This is a genomic window from Cellulomonas hominis, assembly GCF_901521055.1.
Lineage (GTDB): Bacteria > Actinomycetota > Actinomycetes > Actinomycetales > Cellulomonadaceae > Cellulomonas > Cellulomonas endometrii.
Genome location: NZ_CABEGA010000044.1, coordinates 1 through 23677, shown reverse-complemented (window position 1 = coordinate 23677; position 23677 = coordinate 1). Strand labels below are relative to the sequence as shown.

27 protein-coding genes are annotated in these 23677 nt (G+C 74.9%); 10 read left to right on the top strand and 17 right to left on the bottom strand.

Annotated elements, in window-relative coordinates; genetic code table 11:
* Positions 1-5: 5 nt before the first annotated feature.
* Positions 6-602, bottom strand: coding sequence for a TetR/AcrR family transcriptional regulator (locus KJP73_RS12475; RefSeq protein WP_213283186.1), 597 nt, complete (start codon positions 600-602; stop codon positions 6-8).
* Positions 602-925 (bottom strand): DMT family transporter, encoded by a 324-nt coding sequence (locus tag KJP73_RS12470; RefSeq protein WP_213283185.1) that lies wholly within the window; start codon positions 923-925, stop codon positions 602-604. Before KJP73_RS12470 ends, KJP73_RS12475 begins: the two co-directional genes overlap by 1 nt.
* 81 nt (positions 926-1006) lie before the next feature.
* On the opposite strand from KJP73_RS12470, the gene KJP73_RS12465 reads away from it, so the two are divergent.
* Positions 1007-1999: a 1,4-dihydroxy-2-naphthoyl-CoA synthase gene (locus tag KJP73_RS12465; protein WP_213283184.1), complete on the top strand. Its 993-nt coding sequence runs from the start codon at positions 1007-1009 to the stop codon at positions 1997-1999.
* A gap of 25 nt (positions 2000-2024) precedes the next feature.
* On the opposite strand, the gene KJP73_RS12460 is transcribed toward KJP73_RS12465, so the two are convergent.
* Positions 2025-3086 carry a DUF3048 domain-containing protein gene (locus KJP73_RS12460; RefSeq protein ID WP_249669346.1) on the bottom strand — a complete coding sequence of 354 codons (1062 nt, stop codon included), beginning with the start codon at positions 3084-3086 and terminating at the stop codon, positions 2025-2027.
* Between the two features lie 92 nt (positions 3087-3178).
* Between KJP73_RS12460 and menE the strand changes: the two genes are divergently transcribed.
* Both menE and KJP73_RS12450 read left to right on the top strand, forming a co-directional pair.
* A complete protein-coding gene (menE, locus tag KJP73_RS12455) occupies positions 3179-4417 on the top strand; it encodes an o-succinylbenzoate--CoA ligase (RefSeq protein ID WP_213283182.1) in 1239 nt (412 codons plus the stop codon).
* A 70-nt stretch (positions 4418-4487) separates the two neighbouring features.
* Positions 4488-5357 (top strand): 1,4-dihydroxy-2-naphthoate polyprenyltransferase, encoded by an 870-nt coding sequence (locus KJP73_RS12450; protein WP_213283181.1) that lies wholly within the window; start codon positions 4488-4490, stop codon positions 5355-5357.
* A 10-nt stretch (positions 5358-5367) separates the two neighbouring features.
* Here KJP73_RS12450 and map read toward each other — a convergent pair whose 3' ends face one another.
* Complete coding sequence (map, locus tag KJP73_RS12445; RefSeq protein ID WP_213283180.1) at positions 5368-6147, bottom strand: type I methionyl aminopeptidase; 780 nt, start codon at positions 6145-6147, stop codon at positions 5368-5370.
* 66 nt (positions 6148-6213) lie between these two features.
* Here map and KJP73_RS12440 point away from each other — a divergent pair, with 66 nt between their 5' ends.
* Complete coding sequence (locus KJP73_RS12440; protein WP_213283179.1) at positions 6214-6510, top strand: helix-turn-helix domain-containing protein; 297 nt, start codon at positions 6214-6216, stop codon at positions 6508-6510.
* On the opposite strand, the gene KJP73_RS12435 is transcribed toward KJP73_RS12440, so the two are convergent.
* Complete coding sequence (locus KJP73_RS12435; RefSeq protein WP_213283178.1) at positions 6507-6824, bottom strand: DUF4229 domain-containing protein; 318 nt, start codon at positions 6822-6824, stop codon at positions 6507-6509. The two genes, KJP73_RS12440 and KJP73_RS12435, sit on opposite strands and share 4 nt — an antisense overlap.
* 60 nt (positions 6825-6884) lie before the next feature.
* Between KJP73_RS12435 and KJP73_RS12430 the strand changes: the two genes are divergently transcribed.
* A complete protein-coding gene (locus KJP73_RS12430) occupies positions 6885-7277 on the top strand; it encodes a PLDc N-terminal domain-containing protein (protein WP_213283177.1) in 393 nt (130 codons plus the stop codon).
* Positions 7278-7292: 15 nt separating this feature from the next.
* Here KJP73_RS12430 and KJP73_RS12425 read toward each other — a convergent pair whose 3' ends face one another.
* The 8 genes from KJP73_RS12425 to KJP73_RS12390 form a co-directional block, all read right to left on the bottom strand.
* Positions 7293-7904 (bottom strand): hypothetical protein, encoded by a 612-nt coding sequence (locus tag KJP73_RS12425; protein ID WP_213283176.1) that lies wholly within the window; start codon positions 7902-7904, stop codon positions 7293-7295.
* Positions 7905-8188: 284 nt separating this feature from the next.
* Positions 8189-8824 (bottom strand): hypothetical protein, encoded by a 636-nt coding sequence (locus tag KJP73_RS12420; RefSeq protein ID WP_213283175.1) that lies wholly within the window; start codon positions 8822-8824, stop codon positions 8189-8191.
* Positions 8825-8953: 129 nt separating this feature from the next.
* A complete protein-coding gene (gene ccsB / locus KJP73_RS12415; RefSeq protein WP_213283174.1) occupies positions 8954-10069 on the bottom strand; it encodes a c-type cytochrome biogenesis protein CcsB in 1116 nt (371 codons plus the stop codon).
* 5 nt (positions 10070-10074) lie between these two features.
* Positions 10075-11814 (bottom strand): cytochrome c biogenesis protein ResB, encoded by a 1740-nt coding sequence (gene resB, locus KJP73_RS12410; RefSeq protein WP_213283173.1) that lies wholly within the window; start codon positions 11812-11814, stop codon positions 10075-10077.
* A 1-nt stretch (position 11815) separates the two neighbouring features.
* Positions 11816-12700 (bottom strand): cytochrome c biogenesis CcdA family protein, encoded by an 885-nt coding sequence (locus KJP73_RS12405; protein ID WP_283770234.1) that lies wholly within the window; start codon positions 12698-12700, stop codon positions 11816-11818.
* A complete protein-coding gene (locus KJP73_RS12400) occupies positions 12700-13320 on the bottom strand; it encodes a TlpA family protein disulfide reductase (RefSeq protein WP_433995174.1) in 621 nt (206 codons plus the stop codon). Before KJP73_RS12400 ends, KJP73_RS12405 begins: the two co-directional genes overlap by 1 nt.
* A gap of 2 nt (positions 13321-13322) precedes the next feature.
* Entirely contained in the window at positions 13323-13979 is a 657-nt protein-coding gene (locus KJP73_RS12395; protein ID WP_213283172.1) for a histidine phosphatase family protein, read from the bottom strand.
* Positions 13980-14033: 54 nt separating this feature from the next.
* Positions 14034-14546 carry a MarR family winged helix-turn-helix transcriptional regulator gene (locus KJP73_RS12390; protein WP_213283171.1) on the bottom strand — a complete coding sequence of 171 codons (513 nt, stop codon included), beginning with the start codon at positions 14544-14546 and terminating at the stop codon, positions 14034-14036.
* Positions 14547-14678: 132 nt separating this feature from the next.
* On the opposite strand from KJP73_RS12390, the gene KJP73_RS12385 reads away from it, so the two are divergent.
* The gene (locus KJP73_RS12385) at positions 14679-15233 is read left to right on the top strand and encodes a YceI family protein (RefSeq protein ID WP_213283170.1); all 555 of its coding nucleotides are present in this window, start codon (positions 14679-14681) and stop codon (positions 15231-15233) included.
* 233 nt (positions 15234-15466) lie between these two features.
* Here the strand turns inward: KJP73_RS12385 and KJP73_RS12380 are convergent, their stop codons facing one another.
* Together KJP73_RS12380 and KJP73_RS12375 are read right to left on the bottom strand one after the other, a co-directional pair.
* Positions 15467-16162 (bottom strand): redox-sensing transcriptional repressor Rex, encoded by a 696-nt coding sequence (locus tag KJP73_RS12380; RefSeq protein ID WP_249669345.1) that lies wholly within the window; start codon positions 16160-16162, stop codon positions 15467-15469.
* 10 nt (positions 16163-16172) lie between these two features.
* Entirely contained in the window at positions 16173-16478 is a 306-nt protein-coding gene (locus KJP73_RS12375; protein WP_213283169.1) for a glutaredoxin family protein, read from the bottom strand.
* Between the two features lie 34 nt (positions 16479-16512).
* On the opposite strand from KJP73_RS12375, the gene KJP73_RS12370 reads away from it, so the two are divergent.
* The 3 genes from KJP73_RS12370 to KJP73_RS12360 all read left to right on the top strand — a co-directional run bounded on the left by KJP73_RS12370 (position 16513) and on the right by KJP73_RS12360 (position 19167).
* Complete coding sequence (locus KJP73_RS12370; RefSeq protein ID WP_213283168.1) at positions 16513-17340, top strand: HAD family hydrolase; 828 nt, start codon at positions 16513-16515, stop codon at positions 17338-17340.
* Positions 17337-17894 (top strand): GNAT family N-acetyltransferase, encoded by a 558-nt coding sequence (locus KJP73_RS12365; protein WP_213283167.1) that lies wholly within the window; start codon positions 17337-17339, stop codon positions 17892-17894. Before KJP73_RS12370 ends, KJP73_RS12365 begins: the two co-directional genes overlap by 4 nt.
* Positions 17895-18048: 154 nt before the next feature.
* On the top strand, positions 18049-19167 hold the full coding sequence (locus KJP73_RS12360) for an ATP-binding protein (RefSeq protein WP_249669344.1): 1119 nt from the start codon (positions 18049-18051) through the stop codon (positions 19165-19167).
* 49 nt (positions 19168-19216) lie between these two features.
* Here KJP73_RS12360 and KJP73_RS12355 read toward each other — a convergent pair whose 3' ends face one another.
* Positions 19217-20236 carry an arabinan endo-1,5-alpha-L-arabinosidase gene (locus KJP73_RS12355; protein WP_249669342.1) on the bottom strand — a complete coding sequence of 340 codons (1020 nt, stop codon included), beginning with the start codon at positions 20234-20236 and terminating at the stop codon, positions 19217-19219.
* 82 nt (positions 20237-20318) lie between these two features.
* Positions 20319-21827: an alpha-N-arabinofuranosidase gene (locus tag KJP73_RS12350; protein ID WP_213283165.1), complete on the bottom strand. Its 1509-nt coding sequence runs from the start codon at positions 21825-21827 to the stop codon at positions 20319-20321.
* A gap of 350 nt (positions 21828-22177) precedes the next feature.
* Here KJP73_RS12350 and KJP73_RS12345 point away from each other — a divergent pair, with 350 nt between their 5' ends.
* Positions 22178-23527, top strand: coding sequence for an ABC transporter substrate-binding protein (locus tag KJP73_RS12345; RefSeq protein WP_213283164.1), 1350 nt, complete (start codon positions 22178-22180; stop codon positions 23525-23527).
* Positions 23528-23677: the final 150 nt, after the last annotated feature.

Below are 23677 nucleotides of genomic sequence, written 5' to 3'. Positions count from 1 at the left end.
GCGGCTCAGCGTAGAGGCTCGGCGCCGCCCAGCACCCCGTGCAGCAGGTCACGGGCGCCCGCGCGCACGTCCCGGCCCTCGCTCAGCGCGGCGACGACGGCCCCGTCGACGAGGGCGAGGACCACCGCGGGACCGGGGTCGCCCGCCCTGCCCCGGGCTCCCGACCCCAGCGCCGCGAGCAGGCAGCCGAGCACGTCGTCGAGGCGCGCGCGCCCCTCCCCGAGCGCGGCGGCCAGCGCGGGCACGCGCCCGGCGGTCACCAGCTGCTCGTAGTGCGCCCGGAGCACCGCGTCGTCGCCGGGGGGCAGGACCGCGTCGACGAGGACCTCGGCCGCGTCCTGCGGGGCCGCCGCGGCGACGACGCGCGCGAGCACGCCCTCCGCGTGGGCGACCCAGTCGTCCACCAGGGCGGCGCCGGCCGCCGCGGCGAGCGCGTCGAGCCCCGAGTAGTAGTAGGTCGTCGCGGACAGCGACACCCCGGCGCGGGCGGCGACGGCGCGGTGGCTCAGCGCGGACGGCCCGTCCTCCCGCACCAGGTCGGCGGCGGCGCGGGCGAGCTCGTCGCGACGCCGGTCGCCCTTGGCCGTCCGGGTCGTGGCCATCAGTGCCCGGCGCCGGACAGGTTCAGCCCGACGACGCCGGCGACGATCAGCACGAGCGAGACGATCTTCAGCACCGACACGGACTCCCCGAGCCACAGGATGGCGAGGACCGCGGTCGCCGCGGCACCCACGCCGACCCAGACGCCGTACGCGACGCCGACCGGCAGCGAGCGCAGCGCCCAGCTCAGCCCGGCGAACGACAGGATCGCGAACACCGCGAACGAGACCGTGGGCCAGAGCCGGGTGAAGCCGTCCGAGGCCTTCATGCTCAGCGCCCAGCCGGCCTCGAGCAGCCCGGAGAGGATGAGGACGATCCATGCCATGAGGAGCACACCTTCCGCGGCGGGTGCGCCGGGTGGCCTCGTCCGCCGTCCCGCACCCACTTCTGGTACGACCGTACCAAAATGGCGCCGGACCGCGCCAGCCCTACGCTGGCCCCCGTGACCGACTCCCTGCCGCCGCGCGTCTCCGACACTTTCGACCCCACCCGGTGGCGCAAGGTCACCGGCTTCGAGGACCTCACCGACCTCACGTACCACCGCGGCGTCGACCGGTCCGGGGACGGCACGCGCGACCTGCCCGTCGTCCGGGTGGCGTTCGACCGGCCGGAGGTGCGCAACGCCTTCCGCCCGCACACGGTCGACGAGCTGTACCGGGTGCTCGACCACGCCCGCATGACGTCCGACGTCGGCACCGTCCTGCTCACCGGCAACGGCCCGAGCCCCAAGGACGGCGGCCACGCGTTCTGCTCCGGGGGCGACCAGCGGATCCGCGGGCGCGACGGCTACCGGTACACCGACTCCACCGGGGCCGAGACGGCCGACCGCATCGACCCCGCCCGCGCCGGGCGCCTGCACATCCTCGAGGTGCAGCGGCTCATCCGGACCATGCCGAAGGTCGTCGTCGCGGTGGTCAACGGCTGGGCCGCGGGCGGCGGGCACTCCCTGCACGTGGTGGCCGACCTGACCATCGCGTCCCGGGAGCACGCCCGGTTCATGCAGACCGACGCCAACGTCGGGTCGTTCGACGGCGGCTACGGCTCGGCGCTGCTGGCGCGGCAGGTCGGCCAGAAGCGGGCCCGCGAGATCTTCTTCCTCGCCCGCGAGTACTCCGCGGAGCAGGCGATGGCGTGGGGTGCGATCAACGAGGCCGTCGACCACGAGCGCCTGGAGGAGGTCGCGCTGGAGTACGCGCGCGTCATCGCGACCAAGTCGCCGCAGGCGATCCGGATGCTGAAGTTCGCGTTCAACCTCGCGGACGACGGGCTCGCCGGGCAGCAGGTGTTCGCCGGCGAGGCGACGCGGCTCGCGTACATGACCGACGAGGCCGTCGAGGGCCGCGACGCGTTCCTCGAGCGCCGGGACCCGGACTGGAGCCGGTTCCCGTACGCCTACTGACGGCCGCGGGGCGCGGCCCGGGGCGTCAGGAGATCGTCAGCGACCCGGTGCCCTGCGGCACCAGCTCCACCCAGGTGTTCCCGGGGGCCAGGGTCGCCGGCGCCCCGTCCGCGGTGAACAGCTGCATCGGCGCGTCCCGCGAGTCCTTCTTCCAGGTCACCGGGACGGTCTTGCCGCCGGTCGCCAGGACGCCCTCGCCGGAGCCGACCAGCGTGTAGGTCGGGACGGGGGCGCCGTTCTGGGCCCCGAACGCCGTGTTCGGGTGCGCCGCGGTGATCGAGACGACGTTGACCGCCGACAGCTGGGACCCGGCCGCGGACATCGCGGGGGTGCTGCCCTCCGCGCGCTTCCACAGCGAGCCGTCCCACGTCCACGTCGGCTCCGACTGCGACGACAGGTCGAACGCCAGGGTGGTGGCCGGGGTGCCGGCGACGACCGCGGTCGCGCGCTCGGGCGAGCGGGCGAACGCGAACTGCTCGGCGGGGCTCGCCTGGTGGTTCGCGTCGGCCTGCCCCCAGAGCACCGTCGGGTCGGCGTACACGTTGTGCGGCGCGGACCGCGTCCGGACCCGGTAGAGGCCGTCGGCGCCCGCGTCGTGGCTGATCACCTGGACCGGGCTCTGCGCGACGAGGTCGAGGATGCCGGGCTGCCCGCCGGAGAACGTCAGCAGCCCGTTCAGCGGGGAGACGATGTCGGGGTCCATCGGGCGCACGGACCGGACCGGGCCGATCTCCGCGGGGACCTGCGAGTGGAAGACCGCGACGAACCGGGACACCTCGAACTCGACGATGGTCTCCCACACCACGTCGGCCTGCTCCAGGCCGGACTGCGGGCGGGCCGTCGCGGTGTTCTCGATCTTCACCGCGAGCGCCGGCCGGTTCGCGATCTCGCCCGCGACGCCGGTCAGGGGCCAGGTCGGCGGTACGACGGGCTCGGGCGCCGCGACCTTCTGGGGGTCGAGCGTCGGGGCGACCGTGGTGGCGTCGGGCGCCGGTCCGCCGCCCTGCGAGCAGCCGGCGAGCAGCAGCCCCGCCGCGACCGCGAGCCCGGCGGCGCGCCGCGCCCGCCCTCTGGTGGTGCCGATCATGCCCATGCCCTCGCGCCCCTCGTGCTCCCTGCTCCTGCGGGCCGGTGGCCCGCACGTCCGCGACACTCTACGGGCGGACCTACCCTGGCCGGGTGAGCCGTCCCGTCCGCGTCGTCGCCGCGTCCGCCGCCGGGGTGCCGGCGCTCACCGAGGCGCTCGCCGCCGCCCTGGACGGCACCGGGCCGGCGGTCCTGCCGGTCGAGGCCCCGGAGTCGCAGGCCACCGGCGGGGTGGGCGTGACCGGCGGAGCCGGTGAGGACACCGCCGCCGCGGTGCCCGTTCCCGACGACGTCGCGCTGCTGGTCCGGACCTCGGGCTCGACCGGCGCGCCGCGCGAGGTCATGCTGACCGCCGGCGCCCTGCGCGCCTCCGCCGAGGCGACGCACCGCCGGCTGTCCGGACCGGGCCGCTGGCTGCTGCCGCTGCCGCCCTCCCACGTCGCCGGCCTGCAGGTCCTCGTCCGGTCCCTCGTCGCAGGGACCACCCCCGCGGTGCTCGGCCCGCCGTTCCGGGTCGACGCGTTCGCCGCCGCGGTGGCCCGGATGCCCGACGGCGACGGCCCCCGGTACACGTCCCTGGTGCCCACGCAGGTGCACCGGCTGCTCGCGTCCGACGAGGGCCGCGCGGCGCTGGCCGCCTTCGACGCGGTGCTGCTCGGGGGCGCGGCGGCCCCGCCCGGGCTGGTCGACGCGGCGCGGGCGGCGGGTGCGCGCGTCGTCACCACGTACGGGATGTCCGAGACCTGCGGCGGCTGCGTCTACGACGGGGTGCCGCTGGACGGGGTCACCGTCGACCTCGACGTGGACGGCCGGATCCTCGTCGCCGGGCCGGTGCTCGCCGCGGGGTACCGCGGACGGCCGGACCTGGACGCCGAGCTGTTCGAGGTCGTCGACGGCACCCGCCGGCTGCGCACGAGCGACGTCGGGCGCTGGTCGGACGGCACGGGAGAGCGCCGGCTCGAGGTGCTGGGCCGCGCGGACGACGTGCTGGTCACCGGAGGCGTGAAGGTACCCCCGGCCGCCGTGGAGCGGGTGCTCGCGCAGCGCCCGGGCGTCGGCGAGGTGCTGGTGGTCGGCGTCCCCGACCCCGAGTGGGGGCAGGCGCTCGTCGCCGTGGTCGTGCCGCCCCCGGGAGCACCCGGCCCGGAGTTCGACGACCTGCGGCACGCCGCGGCCGAGGCGCTCGGGGGGCCGGCGGCGCCGCGGCACCTGGTCACCCTCGCCGCGCTCCCCCTGCGCGGGCCCGGGAAGCCCGACCGGCGCGCTGCCACGGACCTCGCCGCCCGGGCGCTCGGCCGGCCGGCGGTCGCCGACGCGCCGCCGGGTGCGTGAGGCAGCCGGATCGCCGGGTACCGTCGCTGCGCGGCCCCGCTGCGTGAGCGCCGTACGAGGAGGAAGCACCATGGCCACCCCCGCCGAGTGGATCGCCGGAGCGCGCCCGCGCACCCTGCCCGCCGCCGCCGCGCCCGTGCTGGTCGGGACCGGCGCCGCCGCGCAGGTCGACGCGGCGCACATCGGCCGCGCGCTGCTGGCGCTCGGCGTCGCGCTCGCCCTGCAGGTCGGCGTCAACTACGCCAACGACTACTCCGACGGCGTGCGCGGCACCGACACGCAGCGCGTCGGCCCGCTGCGCCTCACCGCTAGCGCGCTGGCCCGGCCCGGGTCCGTGAAGCGCGCGGCGTTCGCGGCGTTCGGCGTCGCCGGGCTGATCGGGCTCGCCCTCGTCGCCACGACCGGCCAGTGGTGGCTGCTCGCGGTGGGAGCCCTGTGCGTCCTCGCGGCGTGGTTCTACACCGGGGGCAAGCGGCCCTACGGCTACCTCGGCCTCGGCGAGGTCGGGGTGTTCCTGTTCTTCGGGCTGGTCGCCGTGCTGGGGACCACCTACACCCAGGCCGGCCGGCTGACGTGGCCCGCGTGGGTCGGCGCCGTCGCGGTCGGCCTCATCGCGTGCGCGCTGCTCATGGTGAACAACCTGCGCGACGTGCCGACCGACTCCCTGGTGGGCAAGCGGACGCTCGCGGTGCGCATCGGGGAGCGCCGTGCCCGGCTCGCCTACGCCGTCATGGTCGTGCTGCCGGTGCTGCTCGGCATGGCGTGCGCGTTCGCGAACCCGTGGGCGCTGGTGGTCACGCTGCTCCTGCTGCCCGCCGGGATCCTCGCGTTCACGGTCCTGGTCGGCGCCCGCGGGATCGCCCTGGTGCCGGTGCTCGCGGGCACGGGCATGTTCGAGCTCGCGTTCGGCGTGCTCCTGGGCCTCGGCCTGGCGGTCTAGGCCTGGCGGTCTAGACCCGGCGCGTCGGCAGGGTGAGGATCTCCGCGCCGTCCTCGGTGATGGCGATCGTGTGCTCGCTGTGCGCGGTGCGGCTGCCGGTCGCGCTGCGCAGCGTCCACCCGTCGGCGTCCGTGACGAGCTCGTCGGTGTCCGCCATGACCCACGGCTCCAGCGCCAGCAGCAGCCCCGGTCGCAGGCGGTAGCCCCGGCCGGGCCGGCCGGTGTTCGACACGTGCGGGTCCTGGTGCATCGTCGAGCCGACGCCGTGCCCGCCGAACTCCGTGTTGACGGGGTACCCCGCGGCGTCGAGCACCGTGCCGATCGCGTGCGAGACGTCGCCGAGGTGGACGCCGGGGCCGGCGGCGGCGATCCCGGCGGCGAGGGCACGCTCGGTGGCGTCGATGAGCGCGAGGCTCTCCGGCGCGCGCGACCCGCCCACGACGAAGCTGACCGCCGAGTCGGCGACCACGCCGCCGAGCGACACCGCGAGGTCGAGCGTCAGCAGGTCGCCGTCCGCGAGCCGGTAGTCGTGCGGCAGCCCGTGGAGCACCGCGTCGTCGACCGACGTGCAGATGTAGTGGCCGAACGGGCCGCGCCCGAAGGACGGCGCGTAGTCGACGTAGCAGGACGTCGCGCCGGCGTCGACGATCATCTCCCGCGCCCACCGGTCGATGTCGAGCAGGTTGGTGCCCACGGTGCTGCGGCTCCGCAGCGTCTGCAGGATGTCGGCGACCAGCGCACCCGTGGCGCGTGCCCGGACCAGCTCGGCGGGGTTCAGGATCTCGATCATGCGACGGCGTCCTCTGTGCGGCCAATAACTATCCCGGCCATACTATCCCGGTCTAGGATCGGCTCCATGGTCCGGCTGCCCCTCACCCCCGCCGAGGTCGAGCGCGGGCAGCGCCTCGGCGCCCTCCTGCGCCGGGCCCGCGGCGAGCGCTCCATGCTCGCGACCGCCCTCGAGGCCCACGTCTCACCCGAGACGCTGCGGAAGATCGAGTCGGGCCGCGTCGCGACCCCCGCCTTCCCGACCATCGCGGCGATCGCCGAGGTGCTCGGCCTGTCCCTCGACGTGGTGTGGGCCGAGATCAGCCGGCCCGTGCCGGACGCCCGCCCGGCCGGGCAGGACGCGCCCGAGCGGCTGGCCTCCTAGACCGGGCCCCGGTCCGTCGCGGCGGGGTCCCGCCGCTCACCGGGGGTGGCCGCGTCGACGGCGGCGTCCTCCTCGGCGGCGTCCTGCGCCGCCCGGCGCGACAGGCGGGGACGGTCGCCCCGGCGCTCGGCGCGGGCCGCGAGCCACAGCGCCGCGCGGTCGCGGGGACCCTTGAGCAGCAGGTAGGACAGCAGCGCCGCCAGGACGGCCGCGAGCACGACGCCCAGCAGCCACCCGGTCCCGGCCAGCACGAGCCCGACCAGGCACACCGCGAACAGGGCGAGCCGGAGCAGGGAGTAGGTCACCACGGGCACCCACCCAGGGTAAGCCGCCGCGGGCGGCACCCCGCACCCCGCCTGGTTACGCTGGACCGCATGGCTCGCGCGCTGCTGTTCCTCGTCATGATCGGCCTGGCGGTGTACGCCGTCGCCGACATCGCGACGAGCGAGGAGGACGAGCGCCTCGGGCTGCCGAAGCTGCCGTGGGTGCTGCTGGCGGTCGTCGTGCCGCTGCTCGGGCCGGCGGTGTGGATCCTGGTCAGCCGGTCGCGGCGCGCCGAGCGCGGTCCCGGCGGCGGCGCGGGGCCGTCACGCGGCGGTCCGGCACCCGGCGGGCCCGCCCCCCGGCGCAGGGGCCCCGTGGCACCGGACGACGACCCCGAGTTCCTGTGGCGGCTGGAGCAGGACCGGATCCGGCGCGAGCGGGAGACGCGGGGCGACGCCGAAGGCACGAACGGCGACGTGCCGGACGGCGGCGCGCGCGGCTGACCCCGCGCGGGCGGCTCACGGCGGGTCGTCCACGAACCGGAACTTCACCCGGACCTCCGCCAGGGGCATGACGAACGTCGAGCCGGACTCCGACCACACCTCCGGCACGAGGAACAGGTTGCCGTCGCCCTCCGCCAGCAGCCGCAGCCCGCGGTAGCGGAACGCGTAGCCCTCGGGCGCCCCGGGCAGCGGCTGCTCCGTGACGGTGTCGTCCCCGGGGAACAGCGGCTCGCGGGTGTCGACCACCACCGCGGGGAGCGCCCGCAGGTCACGGGCTCGCGCCTGCGCCGCCCCGCGCCCGGACCAGTCGGCCACCGTCGCGGTGGCCCAGAACGCGCAGACCAGCACCACGAGGAGCAGGAGCACCCGCTCGGCGCGGGGGCGGCGCGACCTGCCGGGGCGCCAGCTGAGGGCCCGCTCGACCACGCCCGCGCCCGCCCCGAGCACCAGCGGGGCGACGAGGGGGTACGGCACCCAGTCCTCCAGCACGGGGAACGCCGCGACCAGGACGACCCCGGCGGCCAGCAGCACGCCGCCCGCGACGCCGACCGCGAGGAGCGCTCCGCGGACGGCGCGCGGGCCCGCGCGACCGGCCCAGGCGCGGGCCGGGCCGCGACGTCGACCCACGCCAGGAGCGCCGCGATCAGCAGCAGCCCGAGCAGCGGGACCAGCAGCGGCTGCGACGCCCGCACCACCAGGTCCCGCGTGGCGAACCCCAGCGTGTCGACGTCCACGCCGAAGTAGCCGTAGAACGCGCGGGCGGAGACGTACCCGAAGTAGACCAGCAGCGAGGTGACGACGGTGACGGGGGCGACCACCCCGCTGAGCAGCCCCCACACCCGCGACCACCCCGCCCCCAGGGCCGGGTCGGCCGCGCGGCCGGACGGCTGCACCCGCCCGGTGCCCGCCACCTACGCGCCGCCGGACGCGTCGGGCGTCTCCGGCGGGCCGCCGGTCGAGGGGGCGTCCGACGGGACGTCGTCCGGGGGGTCGTCCGAGGTGCCGCCCGGCCCGTCGAGCCAGTCGAGGGTCAGCTCGGTGCCCGCGTTCGCCGCCCACCGCTCGGCCAGGGCGGCGCAGGCCGCCGCGTCGGAGCAGACGGGCTCGCCGCGCAGGTCCACCACGACGGCGGTCGTGTCCGGCGGCGGGCCGAAGGCCACGGAGCAGGTGGCCGGCTCCGCGGCGCTGACCGTCGAGCCCTCGCACGCCGGCACGTCCCCGCAGCCGCCCGGGAGCCGGGTCACGCCGGCGGGCCGGACGTCGACCCTCGTCACGCGCACGGCGACCCCCTCGGGGAGGTCCTGCGGCGTCCACAGCACGCAGCCGCGCCCGTCGGTGACCGTGGCGACGCCGTCCCCGCCGGGCAGGCTGACCAGGCGGACGCTGCCGCCGCCCCCGCCGCCCTGGGAGCCGGGCTCCTCGGCGTCCGGGTCGGCGGGCGTCCCCGGGGCCTGCGAGGTGGTCTGCGTGGGGACGGGCCCGGGCGAGTCCCCGGCGGTGGGCGCACCGCCGCAGCCGACGACCGTCAGGGCGACGGCCAGCAGCACGGATGCGTCGCGTGCTCGTCTGCCCCGCATCACCCGCCCCCCGCGGCGCGCGTCACCCCGCACCGTCGCGGGGAGGACCCACGCTACGCCGGCCGGAGGTGCCCGCCTAGAGCGCGGGCCGTCGGCGGCTCACAGCCCCGAGTACGAGTGCTTCCCGTCGACGAACAGGTTGACGACCGTGAAGTTCGCGAGCACCGCGGCGTAGCCGACGTAGACGAAGTACGCGGCACGGCGGCCGGCCCAGCCGCGCGTCGTGCGGGCATGCAGGTAGGCCGCGTAGACGACCCAGGCGATGAAGGTGCCGACCTCCTTGGGGTCCCAGCCCCAGTACCGGCCCCAGGCCTGCTCGGCCCAGATCGCGCCGCCGATGAGCGTGAGCGTCCACAGCACGAAGCCGATGGCGTTCAGCCGGAACGACAGCGCCTCGAGCTGCCGGGCGGACGGCACCGTGCGCAGCCACGACCACGCGGGGCCGGTGACGCGCCAGCGGGCGAGCGAGCGGCGCACGCCGTCGGCGGAGCGCCACGGGCGGTCGAGGTGCGAGCGCCCGGTCTCCCGGCCGTCCTGGAGGACCTGGAGCACCGCCGTGGCGAACGCGACGGTGAAGATGCCGGTGGCGACGATGGCCACGCCGACGTGGATCACGAGCCAGTAGTTCTGCAGGGCGGGCTGGACCTCGTCCGCCTGCACGTAGAAGGCGTTCAACCCGAGCACGAGCGCGAGCACGCCGATGCCCATGACCACGACCCCGAGGAACGGGATGACGCGCCGGCGCTGCACGACGACGAGCACCGACGAGGCGACGAGCGTGCCGACCAGCGTGAACTCGTACATGTTCGCGGTCGGCCAGCGGCCCGCGGCCGCGCCGCGCAGCACGATGCCGGCCAGCAGCAGCACGATCCCGAGGTAGGTGGTCGAGCGCGCGATGCCGGTGGCCTTCGACGGCAGCGCGACGGCGTGCTCGGGCTCGGCGTCGCGGAGCTGCCCGGACCGGGCAGGGACGTCGCCGGACGGGACGTCGTCGGGCGGGACCACGAGCCCGGCGGGGCCGCCGGCGCCGACGGCCTCCCGCGCACCGGCACGGGCCTGCTTCGCGGCGGCGATCCTCGCGGCGCGGGCCGCCCGGTGCTCCTGGGAGGAGGCGTCGGCGACGCGGGCGAGCGCGACGGAGTAGGCGATCAGGGCGATCGTGAACGCCGTCGCCGCACCCCACACGAGCAGGGTGCTGATGTCGCCGAGTGGCATGTCCTTCACCTTCCGGGTCGGCCGGTGGGCCTGTCGCCGGTCGCGTCGCGGAGCCGGTCCATCGCCCGGTCGAGCTCCGCCTGCAGACCCACGTCGTCTCCGCGCGCCAGAGCGGCGGCGGTGACCACTGTACGGCCTGACCCGGGACCTTCGTCCCCGTCGGCGACCGCCGGGCGGACGCGCAGCCACACCCGGCGCCGGGGCACGAACAGGGACGTGGCGAGGCCCGCGAACGCGAGCAGCGCGAACGTCAGCACCCACGCGAGCGAGGGGTCGTGCCGCAGGTCGAGCGCGACGAACCGGGGCAGCGCGTCGAAGGTCAGGGTGCCGAGCCCGTCCGGCAGGTCGACGGTCTCGCCGGGCCGCGCGTAGAGCGTGACCGGCCGCCCGTCGGCGTCGACCGCCTGGGTGAGGCCCGACTCGTCGAGCTGGTAGACGTTCTGCGGGACGCCGTCGTCGAGCCCGAGGTCGCCGGTCCACACCGCCAGGGCCAGCAGCGGGTCGGTGGGCTGCGGGTACACCGACCGCCAGATGTCGTCCGAGACCTGCTCGGCCGTCGGGAGCAGCACGCCCTGGAGGCCGATCTGCGGGCCGGTGGTGACGTCCGGCACCTTGATGACGCCCTGCGAGGTGTACACCGTGTCCTGCGGGAGGAACGGCACGGCGCCCGCGAACACCACCTCGCCCGAGGCGTCGCGCACGGTGACCTGGGGGGCGTAGCCGTTGCCCTGCAGGTAGACCTTCGCGCCGCCGGCGAGCAGCGGCTCGTTGACCTTGATCGTGTCCGCCGCCCCCTGCCCGCCGGGCTCCGTGACCGTGACGTGCGCGGTGAAGTCGCGGGACTGCAGCGTCTGCGGGTCGAAGCGGGACTCGAACGAGTCGAGCCGCAGCGAGAAGGGGTCGAGCGACGACGCGCTGAACCCGGAGCCGGACTCGAACGTGTCGTAGTCGCTCTGGGTGTTCGCGAACGCGCGGCCCTCGACGACGATCGCCTGCCCGCGGTAGTGCAGCAGCTGCCCGGTCGCCACGGAGACGAGCAGCCCGACGAGCGCGAGGTGGAACACCAGGTTGCCGGTCTCCCGCAGGTAGCCGCGCTCGGCCGCGACGCTCCACGTGCCGCCGCCCTCGTCGCGGACGTCGACGCGGAACCGGCGCCACCAGCGCGGACCGCCCAGCGCGACGGAGGCACGCTCGGCGACCTGCTGCGGCGTGCCGTCGAGCTCCGCGGACGCCTGCGCGGGGAACCGGTCGAACCGGCGGGGCGCGCGCGGCGGCCGGCCCCGCACCGCCCGCAGGTGGGTGCGGCTGCGCGGCAGGATGCACCCCACCAGCGAGACGAACAGCAGCAGGTAGATCGCGGAGAACCAGACCGAGGAGTAGACGCCGAAGAACCCGAGCCGGTCGAGCACGGGCCCGAGGTCGGGGTGGTCGGCCAGGTAGGTCGCGACGTCCTCGGGGGTCTGCGAGCGCTGGGGGAAGATCGTGCCCGGCACGGCGGCGACCGCGAGCAGCATGAGCAGCAGCAGCGCCACGCGCATCGAGGTGAGCTGCCGCCAGCCCCACCGGAGCCAGCCGACGACGCCGAGGGCGGGCAGCTGCGGGGCGTCGCCGGAGCCCTCGGGCCGGCCGGGGTCGGCCGGCGCGCCGGACCCTCCGCCCGGCGCCGCGGTGCGGCCGGTGCTGAAGGCGTCCTCGAGGCCCTCGGGCGTGTAGCCGCGGGGCGAGGGCTCGGTGTCGCGTGACATGTCAGACCGCCGGGACGAAGGGCTGGGCGCCGGTGAGCAGGCCCTGGAGCCAGCCCGCCCACGCGGACCACAGCCCGGTGACGAGCGCGATCCCGAGCAGGATGAGGAGGGCGCCGCCGACGCGCATCACGGCGAGGCGGTGCCGGGCGAGCCAGTCGAGCGCCCGGCGGCTGCGCTGCAGGCCGAGGGCGACGAGGAGGAACGGCAGCCCGAGCCCGGCGCAGAAGGCCAGCGCGAGCAGGGCGCCACGGCCGGCCGACCCGCCGTCGAGCGACAGCAGCAGGATCGCCGCGAGCGTCGGGCCGATGCAGGGCGTCCAGCCGATGCCGAACGTCACGCCGAGCACCGGCGCGCCCCACAGACCGGCCCGCGGGGCGAGCAGGTTCCGCCGGTCCTGCTGCAGGAACGGCACCAGCCCCAGGAAGGCCAGGCCCATGACGACCACGCCCACGCCGAGCACGCGGGACACCGGGTCCTGCCAGCGCAGCAGGAACGAGCCCAGCGTGCCGGCCAGGGAGCCGTACGCGAGGAACACCGCCGTGAACCCGGCGACGAACAGCAGCACCCCGAGCACCAGCCGGCCGCGGGAGGGCTCCGGCGCGGTCGCCGTCGCCCCGAGGGACGGCTGCGCGGGGAGGTTCCCGGCGAGGTCGATCGACCCGCCGGACGTGGCCGGGACGCGGGGCGCCCGGGTGCCGGCGACCGGGGACGCGGACGCGGACGCGGCGGACATGCCGCCCAGGTAGCCGACGTAGGCGGGGACGAGCGGCAGCACGCAGGGCGAGGCGAACGACACGAGCCCCGCGAGCACCGCCACCGGCACGGCCGCGAGCAGCGAGCCGGAGGTGGCGGCCTGCGCGAACGAGTCCCCGACGTCGGCGAGCATCACGCAGCGCCCTCGCCCTCGGCGAGCACCTCGTCGACCAGCGCGCGCAGCGTGGAGCCCTCGGCGAGCCCGACGATCCGCGCGGCGACCTTGCCCTCGCGGTCGAGCACCACGGTGGTCGGCGTGGCCTGGATCGGCACCACGCCCTGCAGTGCGGCGACCGCCTGCTTGTCCCGGTCGTCGATGCTCGGGTACGGGACGTCGAAGGTGCGCTGGAACGACTCGGCCGCGCCGGCGTCGTCGACCCCGTTGATGCCGAGCAGGTGCACGCCGGCGTCCGCGTACTCGTTCGCGATGTCCACCAGGTCGGGGGCCTCGTCCCGGCAGGGCGGGCAGGCGGCGTACCAGGTGTTGAGCACGACCACGTCGCCGCGCCAGTCCGCGACGTCGACGGCCTGGCCCGCGAAGTCGGTGCCCGCCACCTCGACGGGGCCCTGCCGGTCGTCGGCGGCCCACTGCGTGAACGAGCCGTCACCGGAGACGTAGCCCTGGTCCGCCACGTCGCCGTCCCCGGAGCCGGAGCCCGTGCCGCCGTCGCCGCCCGAGCAGCCCGCGAGCACCAGCACCGCCCCGAGCGCCACCGCGGCGGCCCCGGCCCGACGGCCCCGGAGGGCGCGCACGGTCACGCCCCCGCCACGGCGGACGCGCCGGGCAGCAGGTCGGCGGCGGGCTCGGTGTAGGAGATCCGCACCAGGCGGTCGTCCTCGAACACCAGGCTGGTCAGCGAGGCGAGCGAGCACTGCCGGCGGCGCGGGTCGTGCCACAGCCGCCGGTTCTCCAGCGCGAGCCGGGTCACCCAGATGGGCAGCTGGTGGCTGACCAGCACGGCCTCGTGCCCGCGGGCGGCCTCGCGCGCGCGGTCGACGACGGCCAGCACCCGCGCGACCTGCGTGCGGTACGGCTCCCCCCAGGACGGGCGGAACGGGTTGACGAGCAGCGGCCAGTGCCGCGGGTGGCGCAGCGACCCGTCGCCGACGCCGAAGGTCAGGCCCTGGAACTGGTTCTCCGCCTCGAGCAGGCCCTCGTCGGTCTGCACCGGCAGGTCCAGCGCCGCCGCGATCGGGGCGGCGGTCTCCTGCGCCCGCTGCAGCGGCGAGGCGAACAGCGCGGTGACGTCCCGGCGGGGGCCGTCGAGCTCGCCCGCGAGGTGGGCGGCGACCCGCTCGGCCATCTGCTGCCCGCGCTCGGAGAGGTGGTAGCCGGGGAGCCGGCCGTAGAGCACGCCGGTGGGGTTGTGCACCTCGCCGTGCCGCATGAGGTGGAGGGTGGTGGCGACCATGGGGTCAGTCTCGCAAACCAGACTGGGTGGTCGCGCCGTCGTCCCCAGGCACGGCTAGGACTGCGCGGCCTCCGCGTCGGCGAGCGCCTGCGCGCAGTCGGCCTGGAAGGCGGCGCCGACGGCGGCCATCGCATCGCCCAGGGCCTGCATCTGCTGCGGGGACAGCACGTCGACCAGGTGCCGGCGCACGGACTCGACGTGCGAGGGCGCGGCGGCGACGAGCCGCTGCCAGCCGGCCTCCGTCATGGTGCAGTTCACACCGCGGGCGTCCTCGAGGCACGGCGCGCGCTCGACGAGCCCGGCGGCCTCCATGCGGCGCACCGTGTGCGTGAGGCGGCTGCGGGAGTGGGCGAGCTCACCCGCGAGCTCGGACATCCGCAGCGTGCGGCCGGGCGCCTCGGACAGTCGGACCAGCACCTCGTACTCGCCCAGCGACAGGCCGGAGTCCTGCTCCAGCTCGTGCGCGAGCACGTCCAGCAGCCGGGCCGTCCCGTCGCGGTACGCGCGCCAGGCCCGCTGCTCGTCCGCCGAGAGCCAGCGGACCTCCTCGGTCGTCGTGGCGACCATCGCCGTCCTCCCCTCAGGCGCAGGTGCGATCTCGTCCGCCGATGGTCCCACCTCTTGCGCTCCGCCTCGCACTGTAGTAGAAATCTCAACTATCAGCAGTTGATGCTTCAACCATCTCTAGCAGGAGGCACCATGTCGACCACGACGCTCCCCACCGCCCTGACCGCCGGCACCTGGACGATCGACCCCTCGCACACCGAGGCGTCCTTCACGGTCCGCCACGCGGGCATCTCCAAGGTCCGCGGCACCGTCGCGGTGACCTCCGGCACCATCACCGTCGCCGACGACCTGGCGCTGTCCGGCGTGACCGCCGCCCTGGACCCGTCGACCATCAGCACCGGCGACGCGGGCCGTGACGGCCACCTGAAGTCGGCCGACTTCTTCGACCTGGAGAAGTTCGGCGAGTGGACCTTCGCCTCGACCGCCGTCCGCGCGGACGGCGAGGACTACGTCGTCACCGGCGACCTGACCATCAACGGCGTCACCAAGTCCGTCGACCTGGCCACCGAGTTCGGCGGCTCCGCCACCGACCCGTTCGGCAACCAGCGCGCCGGCTTCTCCGCCTCCACGACGATCTCCCGCAAGGACTTCGGCATCACGTGGAACGCGGCCCTCGAGACCGGCGGCGTCCTGGTCTCCGACAAGGTCGTCGTCTCGCTCGAGATCTCGGCCATCAAGCAGGCCTGAGCCTGCCGCGCCCCCGGCACCGGGGGCGCCCCTGACGAGGGCCCGATCGCGCACCCCCTGCCGCGATCGGGCCCTCCTCGCGTCCGGGGCCGGCCGTCCACCCCCCGCGAGGTCGTCAGGACGGCACGAGGTCGTCAGTCCTGCGGGACGACCTCGTGCGGATGTGACGACCTCGGCGGCCGGGGGGCCAGTCGGCCGGGGGTCGCAGGGTCCAGTCGGCCGGGCGGTCCGGGTCAGTCGACCGCGGCGACGGGCTCCGGCGTGCGCTCCGGCTCCGGCTCCCGCGACGGCTCGGGTGCCGGCTGGGCCGAGCGTCGGCGGGCGTGGAAGCCGAGGATCTGCAGCTCGGAGCCCAGGTCGACCTCGCGGACGTCCACGCCGTCCGGCACCCGGACGGTGCGCGGCGCGAAGTTGAGGATGCCCGTCACGCCGGCCGCGACGAGCCGGTCGGTGGTGCCCTGCGCGGCGGACGCGGGGGTGGCGACGATCGCGATGCTCGCCCCGACCTGCTCCACGACCTCCTCCAGGCGGTCGACGTGCTCCACGACGTGACCGGCGACGGTCGTGCCGACCAGCGACGGGTCGGCGTCGAACAGGCCGACCAGCACGAACCCGCGGTCCGCGAACCCGGAGTACGTCGCCAGCGCGTGCCCCAGGTTGCCGATGCCGACGATGACGAGCTGCCGCTCCTCGGCCATGCCGAGCGCCTGCGCGATCTGCTTGCGCAGGTGGTCGACCTCGTAGCCGACCCCTCGCCGGCCACCCGCGCCCAGGTAGGACAGGTCCTTGCGGAGCTGCGCCGGCGACGCGCCGACGAGGTCCGCGAGCTGGTCGGAGGACGTCGTGGTCACGCCCTCGGAGGCGAGCCCGCCGAGGGAGCGCAGGTATCCCGGCAGGCGGGCGACGGTGGTCGGCGGCAGGGCTCGCACGAGGAACAGACTAGGCCGTCGGTCCCGCCGCCAGGGCGTCGCGCACGCGCGCGGCGTCGATCTGCCAGTAGCCGACCCGCGCGCCGTCGACCTCCACGACCGGGACGAGCTCGCCGTAGGCGTCCGCGAGGGTGCGCCCGTCCGGTGTGCGGCCGCCCGCGTCGACGTCGACCTCGGCCCACGAGTCGCCCGTCGCTGCGCACACGTCGGCGACCACGGCACGCGCGTCGGCGCACAGGTGGCAGCCCGCGCGGCCGTACAGGACGACGCGCGGCGGGCGGTCGGCGGGGGCGGGGGCGTCGCTGGTGGTCGGCACGGCACGAGCCTAGGCATCTGGCTACAGTGGCCGGGTGCCCGAGCCCACCGAGCCCGTGACCGGCGCCGCCGTGCAGCCGGGCCGGGTGGCCGCCTTCTTCGACGTGGACAACACCATCATCCGGGGGGCGAGCTCGTTCCACCTCGCCGTGGGGCTCTACCGGCGGGCCTTCTTCCAGCGGGGCGACATCCTGCGGTTCGCGGTCCACCAGTTCCGGTACCTCGCGTTCGGCGAGAACCGCGAGCAGATCGACGAGGTCCGCCAGCGGGCGCTGGAGATCATGCACGGGCGGTCGGTCGCCGAGGTCGTGGCCATCGCGGAGGACATCTACGACGAGGTCCTGTCCCTGCGCATCTTCCCCGGCACGCAGCGGCTGCTCGACCAGCACCTGCGCGCGGGTCACGAGGTGTGGCTCGTGACGGCCACGCCGGTCGAGATCGCGGAGATCATCGCGCGCCGGCTCGGCGCCACCGGGGCGGTCGGCACCGTGGCGGAGCACAAGGACGGGTTCTACACCGGGCGTCTGGTCGGGGACCTGCTGCACGGGAAGGCGAAGGCGCAGGCGGTTCGCGTCGTCGCCGAGCGCGAGGGCATCGACCTGTCGCGGTCGTTCGCGTACGGCGACTCCACGAACGACGTCCCGATCCTGTCCGAGGTCGGCTTCCCGTGCGCGATCAACCCCGACGGCCGGCTCCGGAAGCACGCCGCCGAGGTCGGCTGGCCGGTGCGCGAGTTCCGCGGGCGCCGCAACGCCACCCGGCGAGGTGTCGACGCGGCGACGATCGCGGGGTCCGCCTGGGTGGTCGGGCTGGTGTTCCGCACCGCCCGGCGCGCGATCCGGTCCCGCTGGGGCGGGCAGTGACCCAGACGCCTCGGACCGACACGGTCGCGGCGGTCGTCCGGCGCGCGCGGGCCGACGAGGCCGACGCCCTGGCCGCGCTCGCCGCGGTGACGTTCCCGCTCGCCTGCCCGCCGTCGTCCACGCCCGAGGACCACGCCGCCTTCATCGCGGCGCACCTGACCCCGGCGTCGTTCGCGGGCTACCTGGCCGACCCGGCCCGGGACCTGCTGGTCGCGGACGAGGACGGGGCCCTGACCGGCTACACGATGCTGGTCGCGGGCGAGCCGTACGACCCGGACGTCGCGGCGGTCGTGCCGCTGCGGCCGACGGTCGAGCTCAGCAAGTGCTACGTGCTGCCCGGCCGGCACGGCGCGGGCGTGGCCCGGGCGCTCATGACCGCCAGCCTCGACGCGGCGCGGTCCCGCGGGGCGGCGGGCGTGTGGCTCGGCGTCAACGGGGAGAACGCCCGGGCGCAGGCGTTCTACCGGCGGTCCGGGTTCGCCGAGGTCGGCGAGCGCCGGTTCACGGTCGGCGACCAGGTCCACCACGACCTGGTGCTGCACCAGGCGCTCTAGCCGCCCCCGGGGGGCTGCGGGACCGGTAGGTCTTTGGACCCGTTTGTAAAATCCGCCCTGGGTTGCCGATAGCCTGCCCGGACTTACAAAGGAGTCCAAATTGGCGCTGCGCAACCCGTTTCGTCCGACCGCCGGATCCACGCCGCCTCTGCTGGTGGGACGCGACGACGTGCTCAGGGAGTTCGGCGACTCGCTCGACGACGGAGCCGGGTCCCCGGCTCGCCTCGCCCTCTTCACAGGCCCGCGAGGCATCGGCAAGACGGTCATGCTCACCGAGGCCGACAACCTGGCGGTGCAACGGGGCTGGGTCGCGCTTGCCGAGACGGCGACGCCGGGCATGGTCCTGCGCCTGCAGCACGCGACGACGCGTGCACTGAGAGAGCTCGATCCCGCTGCCGCACCCTCCAGGAGCATCACGGGGATGACCCTGCCGGTGGTCGGAGGCGGGCTGACGCTGTCCACGCCGCCTGCCGAGGTCGTCGAGTGGCGTTCCGAGCTGGGCAGACTGCTCGACGTGCTGGAGCGCAACGGCACCGGGCTGCTCATCACGGTCGACGAGGTGCACGCTGCGGCGCGTGAGGACCTGCGCGATCTCGCCGCGATCGTCCAGCACCTCATCCGTGAGGACAGGGACATCGCGCTGGCGATGGCCGGTCTCCCGTCAGCCGTCTCCGACCTGCTGAACGACGACGTCCTCACGTTCCTGCGTCGCGCGTCCCGCTTCGAGCTCGAGGACGTCCCTCTCGACCACGTCGCCCGAGCGCTGCGGCGGACGATCACGGACTCCGAGTGCACGATCGACGACGACGCCCTGTGGGAAGCCACGAACGCGACGGGCGGATACCCGTTCATGATCCAGCTCGTCGGGTTCCACGTGTGGCGCAGCGCGCCGGCGTCGCACATCGACGTCGCGGCTGCGCGGGAGGGAGTCGCCGCCGCGCGCAAGCGGCTCGGTTCCCTCGTGCACGAGACCTCGCTCGCTGACCTGTCGAACGTGGACAGGACCTACCTCGTGGCCATGGCGCAGGACGAGGGCGAGTCCTCGACCGGCGAGATCGCCCGACGCCTGGGTGTCACGCCCTACTACGCCTCGACCTACCGGGCGCGCCTCATCTCAGCCGGCGTCATCGAGCCCACGCGCCACGGGTACGTCGACTTCACCATCCCGTACCTGCGCGAGTACCTGCGCGAGCACGCCACCCGGTACGAGATGGCCACGCGCAAGGGGACGCGAGCGCTCCGGACTGATCCCCATGACCCGGCCGATCCATGACCGTCGTCACCGTCTTCGACCACCCGGATCCCGGACGCGGACCGACCGGTCAGCCCGCCTGCTCCTCGGCCGTCGTCAGCACCGGCCAGCCCTCGTCGTCCCACGCGATCTCCCGCAGCCCGAGCGTGGGCGTCCCGCCGGTCGCGGCGTCGTAGAAGTGGAACCCGAGGACCCCGCGGGACACCGACTGCCCACCGGGCCCGATCATGTCGCCGGTGGAGCCCAGCAGCACGTCGCCGCCGTCGAGCAGCAGGTCCGTGCCGTCGCGCGTGACGTAGGGGCCGGTGACCTCCCGCGAGCGGCCGACGGTGATCCGGTACGTCGAGTCCGTCCCCTGGCAGCACGTGTCCTGCGAGACCAGCAGGTAGTACCAGCCGTCGTGCGGCACGACGGACGGCGCCTCGACGGCGTGCGGTGCGGACAGCCGGCTCGCGAGCGGGACCGGGTCGGCGCCCGGGACGGGCAGGCCGTCGGGCCACGCCAGCTCCACGACCTGGATGCCCGACCAGTAGGAGCCGAACACCATCCACGGCGTGCCGTCGGCGTCCTCGACGATGCCGGGGTCGATGGCGTTGTAGTCGTCGGTGGGCTCCGAGGCCCACACCTCGCCGCGGTCCGTCCACGCGTAGTCCGGGTCGTCCGGGTCGAGGGTGGGGCTGGTGCGCAGCCCGATCACCGAGCGGTTCGACCCGAACGTCGACGCGGCGTAGTAGAGGTACCAGGTGCCGTCGTGCTCGTAGAGCTCGGGCGCCCAGTAGCTCGTGACCCCCGGCACGGCCTCCTGCGCCCACCGGGGCGCGTCGGACGGGCCCCACGCGGTGCCGGCGTACTCCCAGGTGGCGCCGGCGTCGGTCGACCGGCGCACCTGCACCGCGCCGGCGCCGGTGCGCGCGTCCCCGGTGGAGTAGACGTACCAGGGGTCGTCGCCCTCGCCGACGACGAGCGCCGGGTCGTGCACGGTGGCGTCGCCGCCGACGGGGAGCGCCACCGCGGCGGGGGCGGGGTCGCGCGTGGCCGCGAGCGCGGCGCCCCCTACCGCCGCGACCACCACCACCAGCCCGGCGGCCACCGCCACCGTGCGGCGCCGGCGCCGGCGGGGTGCGGGGGCTCCCGCAGCTCCCCCTGGCCCCGCCGGCGCCGCGATCGCGGTCTCAGGCACCGAGCCGCACGACGTTCCAGGACACCGGCGGGACCTGGATGGTGAGCCGGCCGCCGTCGATGCCCGCGGTGTCGTTGGTCCGCGGCAGCACCGAGGTGTCGTCGTCGGCCGTGGCGACCCACTGGTGGTCGGGGTTCGACAGGGTCGTGGCCTCGAGCACGCGCAGGCCGGGGATCGACCGGGTGTCGACCTCGAGGGTGACCGTCTCGGTCGTGGAGCGGTTGACGGCGAACAGCGCGACGGCGCCGGTCTCCGGGTCCCGGGTGGCCACGGCGTCGACGAGCGGCGCGTCGCCGAACTTCGCCGTCTCGTACGTCGGGGCCTCGACGGCGACCTGCAGCACCTCGCCCGCGGCGTACTTCGACGCCTGCGCGAACGGGTGGAACGTGGTCTGGCGCCAGACCCGGCCGCCGGGCTCGGTCATGATCGGGGCGATCACGTTGACCAACTGGGCGAGGCTCGCGGAGTGCACACGGTCGGTGTGCCGGAGCAGGGAGATCAGCAGGTTGCCGACCACGACGGCGTCCGCGACGTTGTACTTGTCCTCCAGCAGCACCGGGGCGACCGGCCAGTCGTCGCCGCTCGGCGGGACCGACTCGGCGCGCTTCTGGTACCAGACGTTCCACTCGTCGAACGAGATGCTGATCCGCTTGTCGAGCTTCTTGTGCGCGCGGACCCCGTCGGCGACGGCGGCCACGGACCCGATGAAGTGGTCCATGTCGACCGCGGACGCCAGGAACGAGCCGAGGTCGCCGTCCTCCTCCGCGTAGTAGGCGTGGGCGGAGATCATGTCGACGTGCTCGTAGGTCTCCGAGAGCACCGTCTGCTCCCACTGCCCGAACGTCGGCATCGGGACGCCGGACGAGCCGCACGCCACGAGGGTCAGGTCGGGGTCGATCATCCGCATGGCGCGGGCCGTCTCCGCGGCGAGCCGGCCGTACTCGTGCGCCGTCTTGTGGCCGATCTGCCAGGGGCCGTCCATCTCGTTGCCCAGGCACCAGATGCGGATGCCGTAGGGGTCGGCCGCACCGTTCGCGCGCCGCTGGTCCGACAGGGCGGTGCCGCCCGCGACGTTGCAGTACTCCAGCAGGTCGAGCGCCTCCTGCACGCCGCGGGTGCCGAGGTTCACTGCCATCATCGCCTCGGTGCCCGACGCCTTCGTCCAGCGCATGAACTCGTCGACGCCCACCTGGTTCGGCTCGGTGGAGTGCCACGCGAGGTCGAGCCGGCGGGGGCGCTGGTCGCGCGGGCCCACGCCGTCCTCCCACCGGTAGCCGGACACGAAGTTGCCGCCGGGGTAGCGGACGGTGGACACGCCGAGCTCGCGGGTCAGCTCGATGACGTCGCGGCGGAAGCCGTCGGCGTCCGCCGTGGGGTGCTCCGGGTCGTGGATGCCGGTGTACACGCAGCGGCCGAGGTGCTCGACGAACGCGCCGAACGTGCCGCGGCGGACCGGCCCCACGCGGAACGCCGGGTCGATGGTCAGGGTGACGGTGGTCATGGTTCTCCTCGCGGGTGCCGACGGGTGGCGGTGCGGGGAGCGTGGGGCGGGGTGCCCGGGCGCCCAGCAACGTCGCTGCGGCGGTCTACATCGTTGTACAGCCATCCTGCCCAGCGCTCCTCGCCGCAGTCAACACCCCCCGCGCGGCACCCGCGCGCCGCCGCCTCGTGACCAAACCGTTGCTTGACCGGGCGTCGCTCGCCGTGCCAATCTCTCCAACGTTGTAGTTCAACGATGTAGAACACGAGGTCAGCGCCGACCCGCCCGGTCCGGCAGCCGATGACGGCTGCCCGGGACCCGCCGCGCCGCGACGCGCCCGACCTCGGTCCACGAGTGGAGGCAAAGGCGCAATGACCACCAAGAGGATCCGGGCGGCGGCCGTCGTGCTCGCCGGGGCGCTGGCCCTGACCGCGTGCGGCTCGGGCGGCGGCGGGGGCGAGGACGGCGGAGACGACACGCTCACGTTCATGTTCCGCGGCGGCGCCGACGAGAAGGCGGCCTACCAGGCGGCGATCGACAAGTTCACCGAGGACACCGGCGTCGAGGTCGAGATGACCGTCACCGACGTCGACCAGTACGCCACGAAGCTCCAGGCCGCGGTGTCGGGCAACAAGGTCCCCGACGTGTTCTACATCGAGCAGGCGAACCTGCAGTCCTACGTCGCCTCGGGCGTCCTGATGGACATCACCCAGCAGGTCGAGGACGCGGGCGTGGACCTCGACAACATCTGGCCGTACGGCGTCGACTCCTACCGGTTCGACGGGACGCTCCAGGGCACCCCCGACGGCGCGCTCTACGGCCTGCCCAAGGACGTCGGCCCGTTCGCGTTCGGCTACAACAAGACGATGCTCGAGGCCAACGGCATCCCGCTGCCGGACCCCGACGTCCCGCTGACGTTCGAGCAGTTCCGCGACATCGCGAAGCAGCTCACCGCGGACACCGACGGCGACGGCGCGCTCGACCAGTGGGGCACCGGGCTGAACGTCCAGTGGAACCTGCAGTCGATGGTGTGGAGCAACGGCGGCGACTGGACCAACGAGGACCGCACCGAGGTCACCGTCGACACCCCCGAGTTCGCCGAGGCGCTGCAGTACTTCGCCGACCTGACCCTCGTGGACGGCGTCACCCCGTCCGCGTCCGAGGCGGCCACGCTCGACACGTACCAGCGGTGGATGGCCGGCGAGATCGGCTTCTTCCCCGTCGGGCCGTGGGACGTCAGCGTCTACAACGACCTGGACTTCGAGTACGACCTGATCCCCTGGCCCGCCGGCTCGACCGGCGAGTCCGCGACCTGGGTCGGCAGCCTCGGCATCGGCGTGTCCAGCACGACGTCGGACCCGGAGGCCGCGGTGCAGCTGGCGACGTACCTGTCCACCGACGTGGACGCCCAGCAGACGCTGGTCGACGCGAACGTCCAGGTGCCGAACCTGATCGACATGGCCCAGGAGTGGGCCGCCGCCCCGGACGCCGAGCCCGCCAACCGGCAGGAGTTCCTCGACATCGTCCAGGACTACGGCCGCGCGATGCCCGCGTCGTTCACCTACGGGGCCCAGTGGTACGACGAGCTCTGGGTGAACATCCAGCCGGTGCTCGACGGCGAGAAGACGGCCGCCGAGTACCTGGCCGAGGTGCAGCCGACGATGCAGGCGCTGCTCGACGAGTCCAACACGAACGCCGAGATGGCGGGCGGCGGGGCCTGACCTCCCTGCACCACCGTCCCCCGTCCCCCCGTCCGCCCGGGCGCCGACGCCGCGCCCCGGCGGACGGGGGGTCACCCGCGAAGGAGCACCTGTCTCTTATACTCTTCTTACGCTGCCGACGATTCCTTTTCTTCCTTTCTTTTTTCTTCT

What these genes read in the sequence shown, in the direction of transcription:
- KJP73_RS12475 (WP_213283186.1), bottom strand. Translation starts at nt 602, where the DNA reads ATGGCCACGACCCGGACGGCCAAGGGCGACCGGCGTCGCGACGAGCTC.
- KJP73_RS12470 (WP_213283185.1), bottom strand. Translation starts at nt 925, where the DNA reads ATGGCATGGATCGTCCTCATCCTCTCCGGGCTGCTCGAGGCCGGCTGG.
- KJP73_RS12465 (WP_213283184.1), top strand. Translation starts at nt 1,007, where the DNA reads ATGGCGCCGGACCGCGCCAGCCCTACGCTGGCCCCCGTGACCGACTCC.
- KJP73_RS12460 (WP_249669346.1), bottom strand. Translation starts at nt 3,086, where the DNA reads ATGATCGGCACCACCAGAGGGCGGGCGCGGCGCGCCGCCGGGCTCGCG.
- KJP73_RS12450 (WP_213283181.1), top strand. Translation starts at nt 4,488, where the DNA reads ATGGCCACCCCCGCCGAGTGGATCGCCGGAGCGCGCCCGCGCACCCTG.
- map (WP_213283180.1), bottom strand. Translation starts at nt 6,147, where the DNA reads ATGATCGAGATCCTGAACCCCGCCGAGCTGGTCCGGGCACGCGCCACG.
- KJP73_RS12440 (WP_213283179.1), top strand. Translation starts at nt 6,214, where the DNA reads ATGGTCCGGCTGCCCCTCACCCCCGCCGAGGTCGAGCGCGGGCAGCGC.
- KJP73_RS12430 (WP_213283177.1), top strand. Translation starts at nt 6,885, where the DNA reads ATGGCTCGCGCGCTGCTGTTCCTCGTCATGATCGGCCTGGCGGTGTAC.
- ccsB (WP_213283174.1), bottom strand. Translation starts at nt 10,069, where the DNA reads ATGCCACTCGGCGACATCAGCACCCTGCTCGTGTGGGGTGCGGCGACG.
- resB (WP_213283173.1), bottom strand. Translation starts at nt 11,814, where the DNA reads ATGTCACGCGACACCGAGCCCTCGCCCCGCGGCTACACGCCCGAGGGC.
- KJP73_RS12405 (WP_283770234.1), bottom strand. Translation starts at nt 12,700, where the DNA reads ATGCTCGCCGACGTCGGGGACTCGTTCGCGCAGGCCGCCACCTCCGGC.
- KJP73_RS12395 (WP_213283172.1), bottom strand. Translation starts at nt 13,979, where the DNA reads ATGGTCGCCACCACCCTCCACCTCATGCGGCACGGCGAGGTGCACAAC.
- KJP73_RS12390 (WP_213283171.1), bottom strand. Translation starts at nt 14,546, where the DNA reads ATGGTCGCCACGACGACCGAGGAGGTCCGCTGGCTCTCGGCGGACGAG.
- KJP73_RS12385 (WP_213283170.1), top strand. Translation starts at nt 14,679, where the DNA reads ATGTCGACCACGACGCTCCCCACCGCCCTGACCGCCGGCACCTGGACG.
- KJP73_RS12350 (WP_213283165.1), bottom strand. Translation starts at nt 21,827, where the DNA reads ATGACCACCGTCACCCTGACCATCGACCCGGCGTTCCGCGTGGGGCCG.
- KJP73_RS12345 (WP_213283164.1), top strand. Translation starts at nt 22,178, where the DNA reads ATGACCACCAAGAGGATCCGGGCGGCGGCCGTCGTGCTCGCCGGGGCG.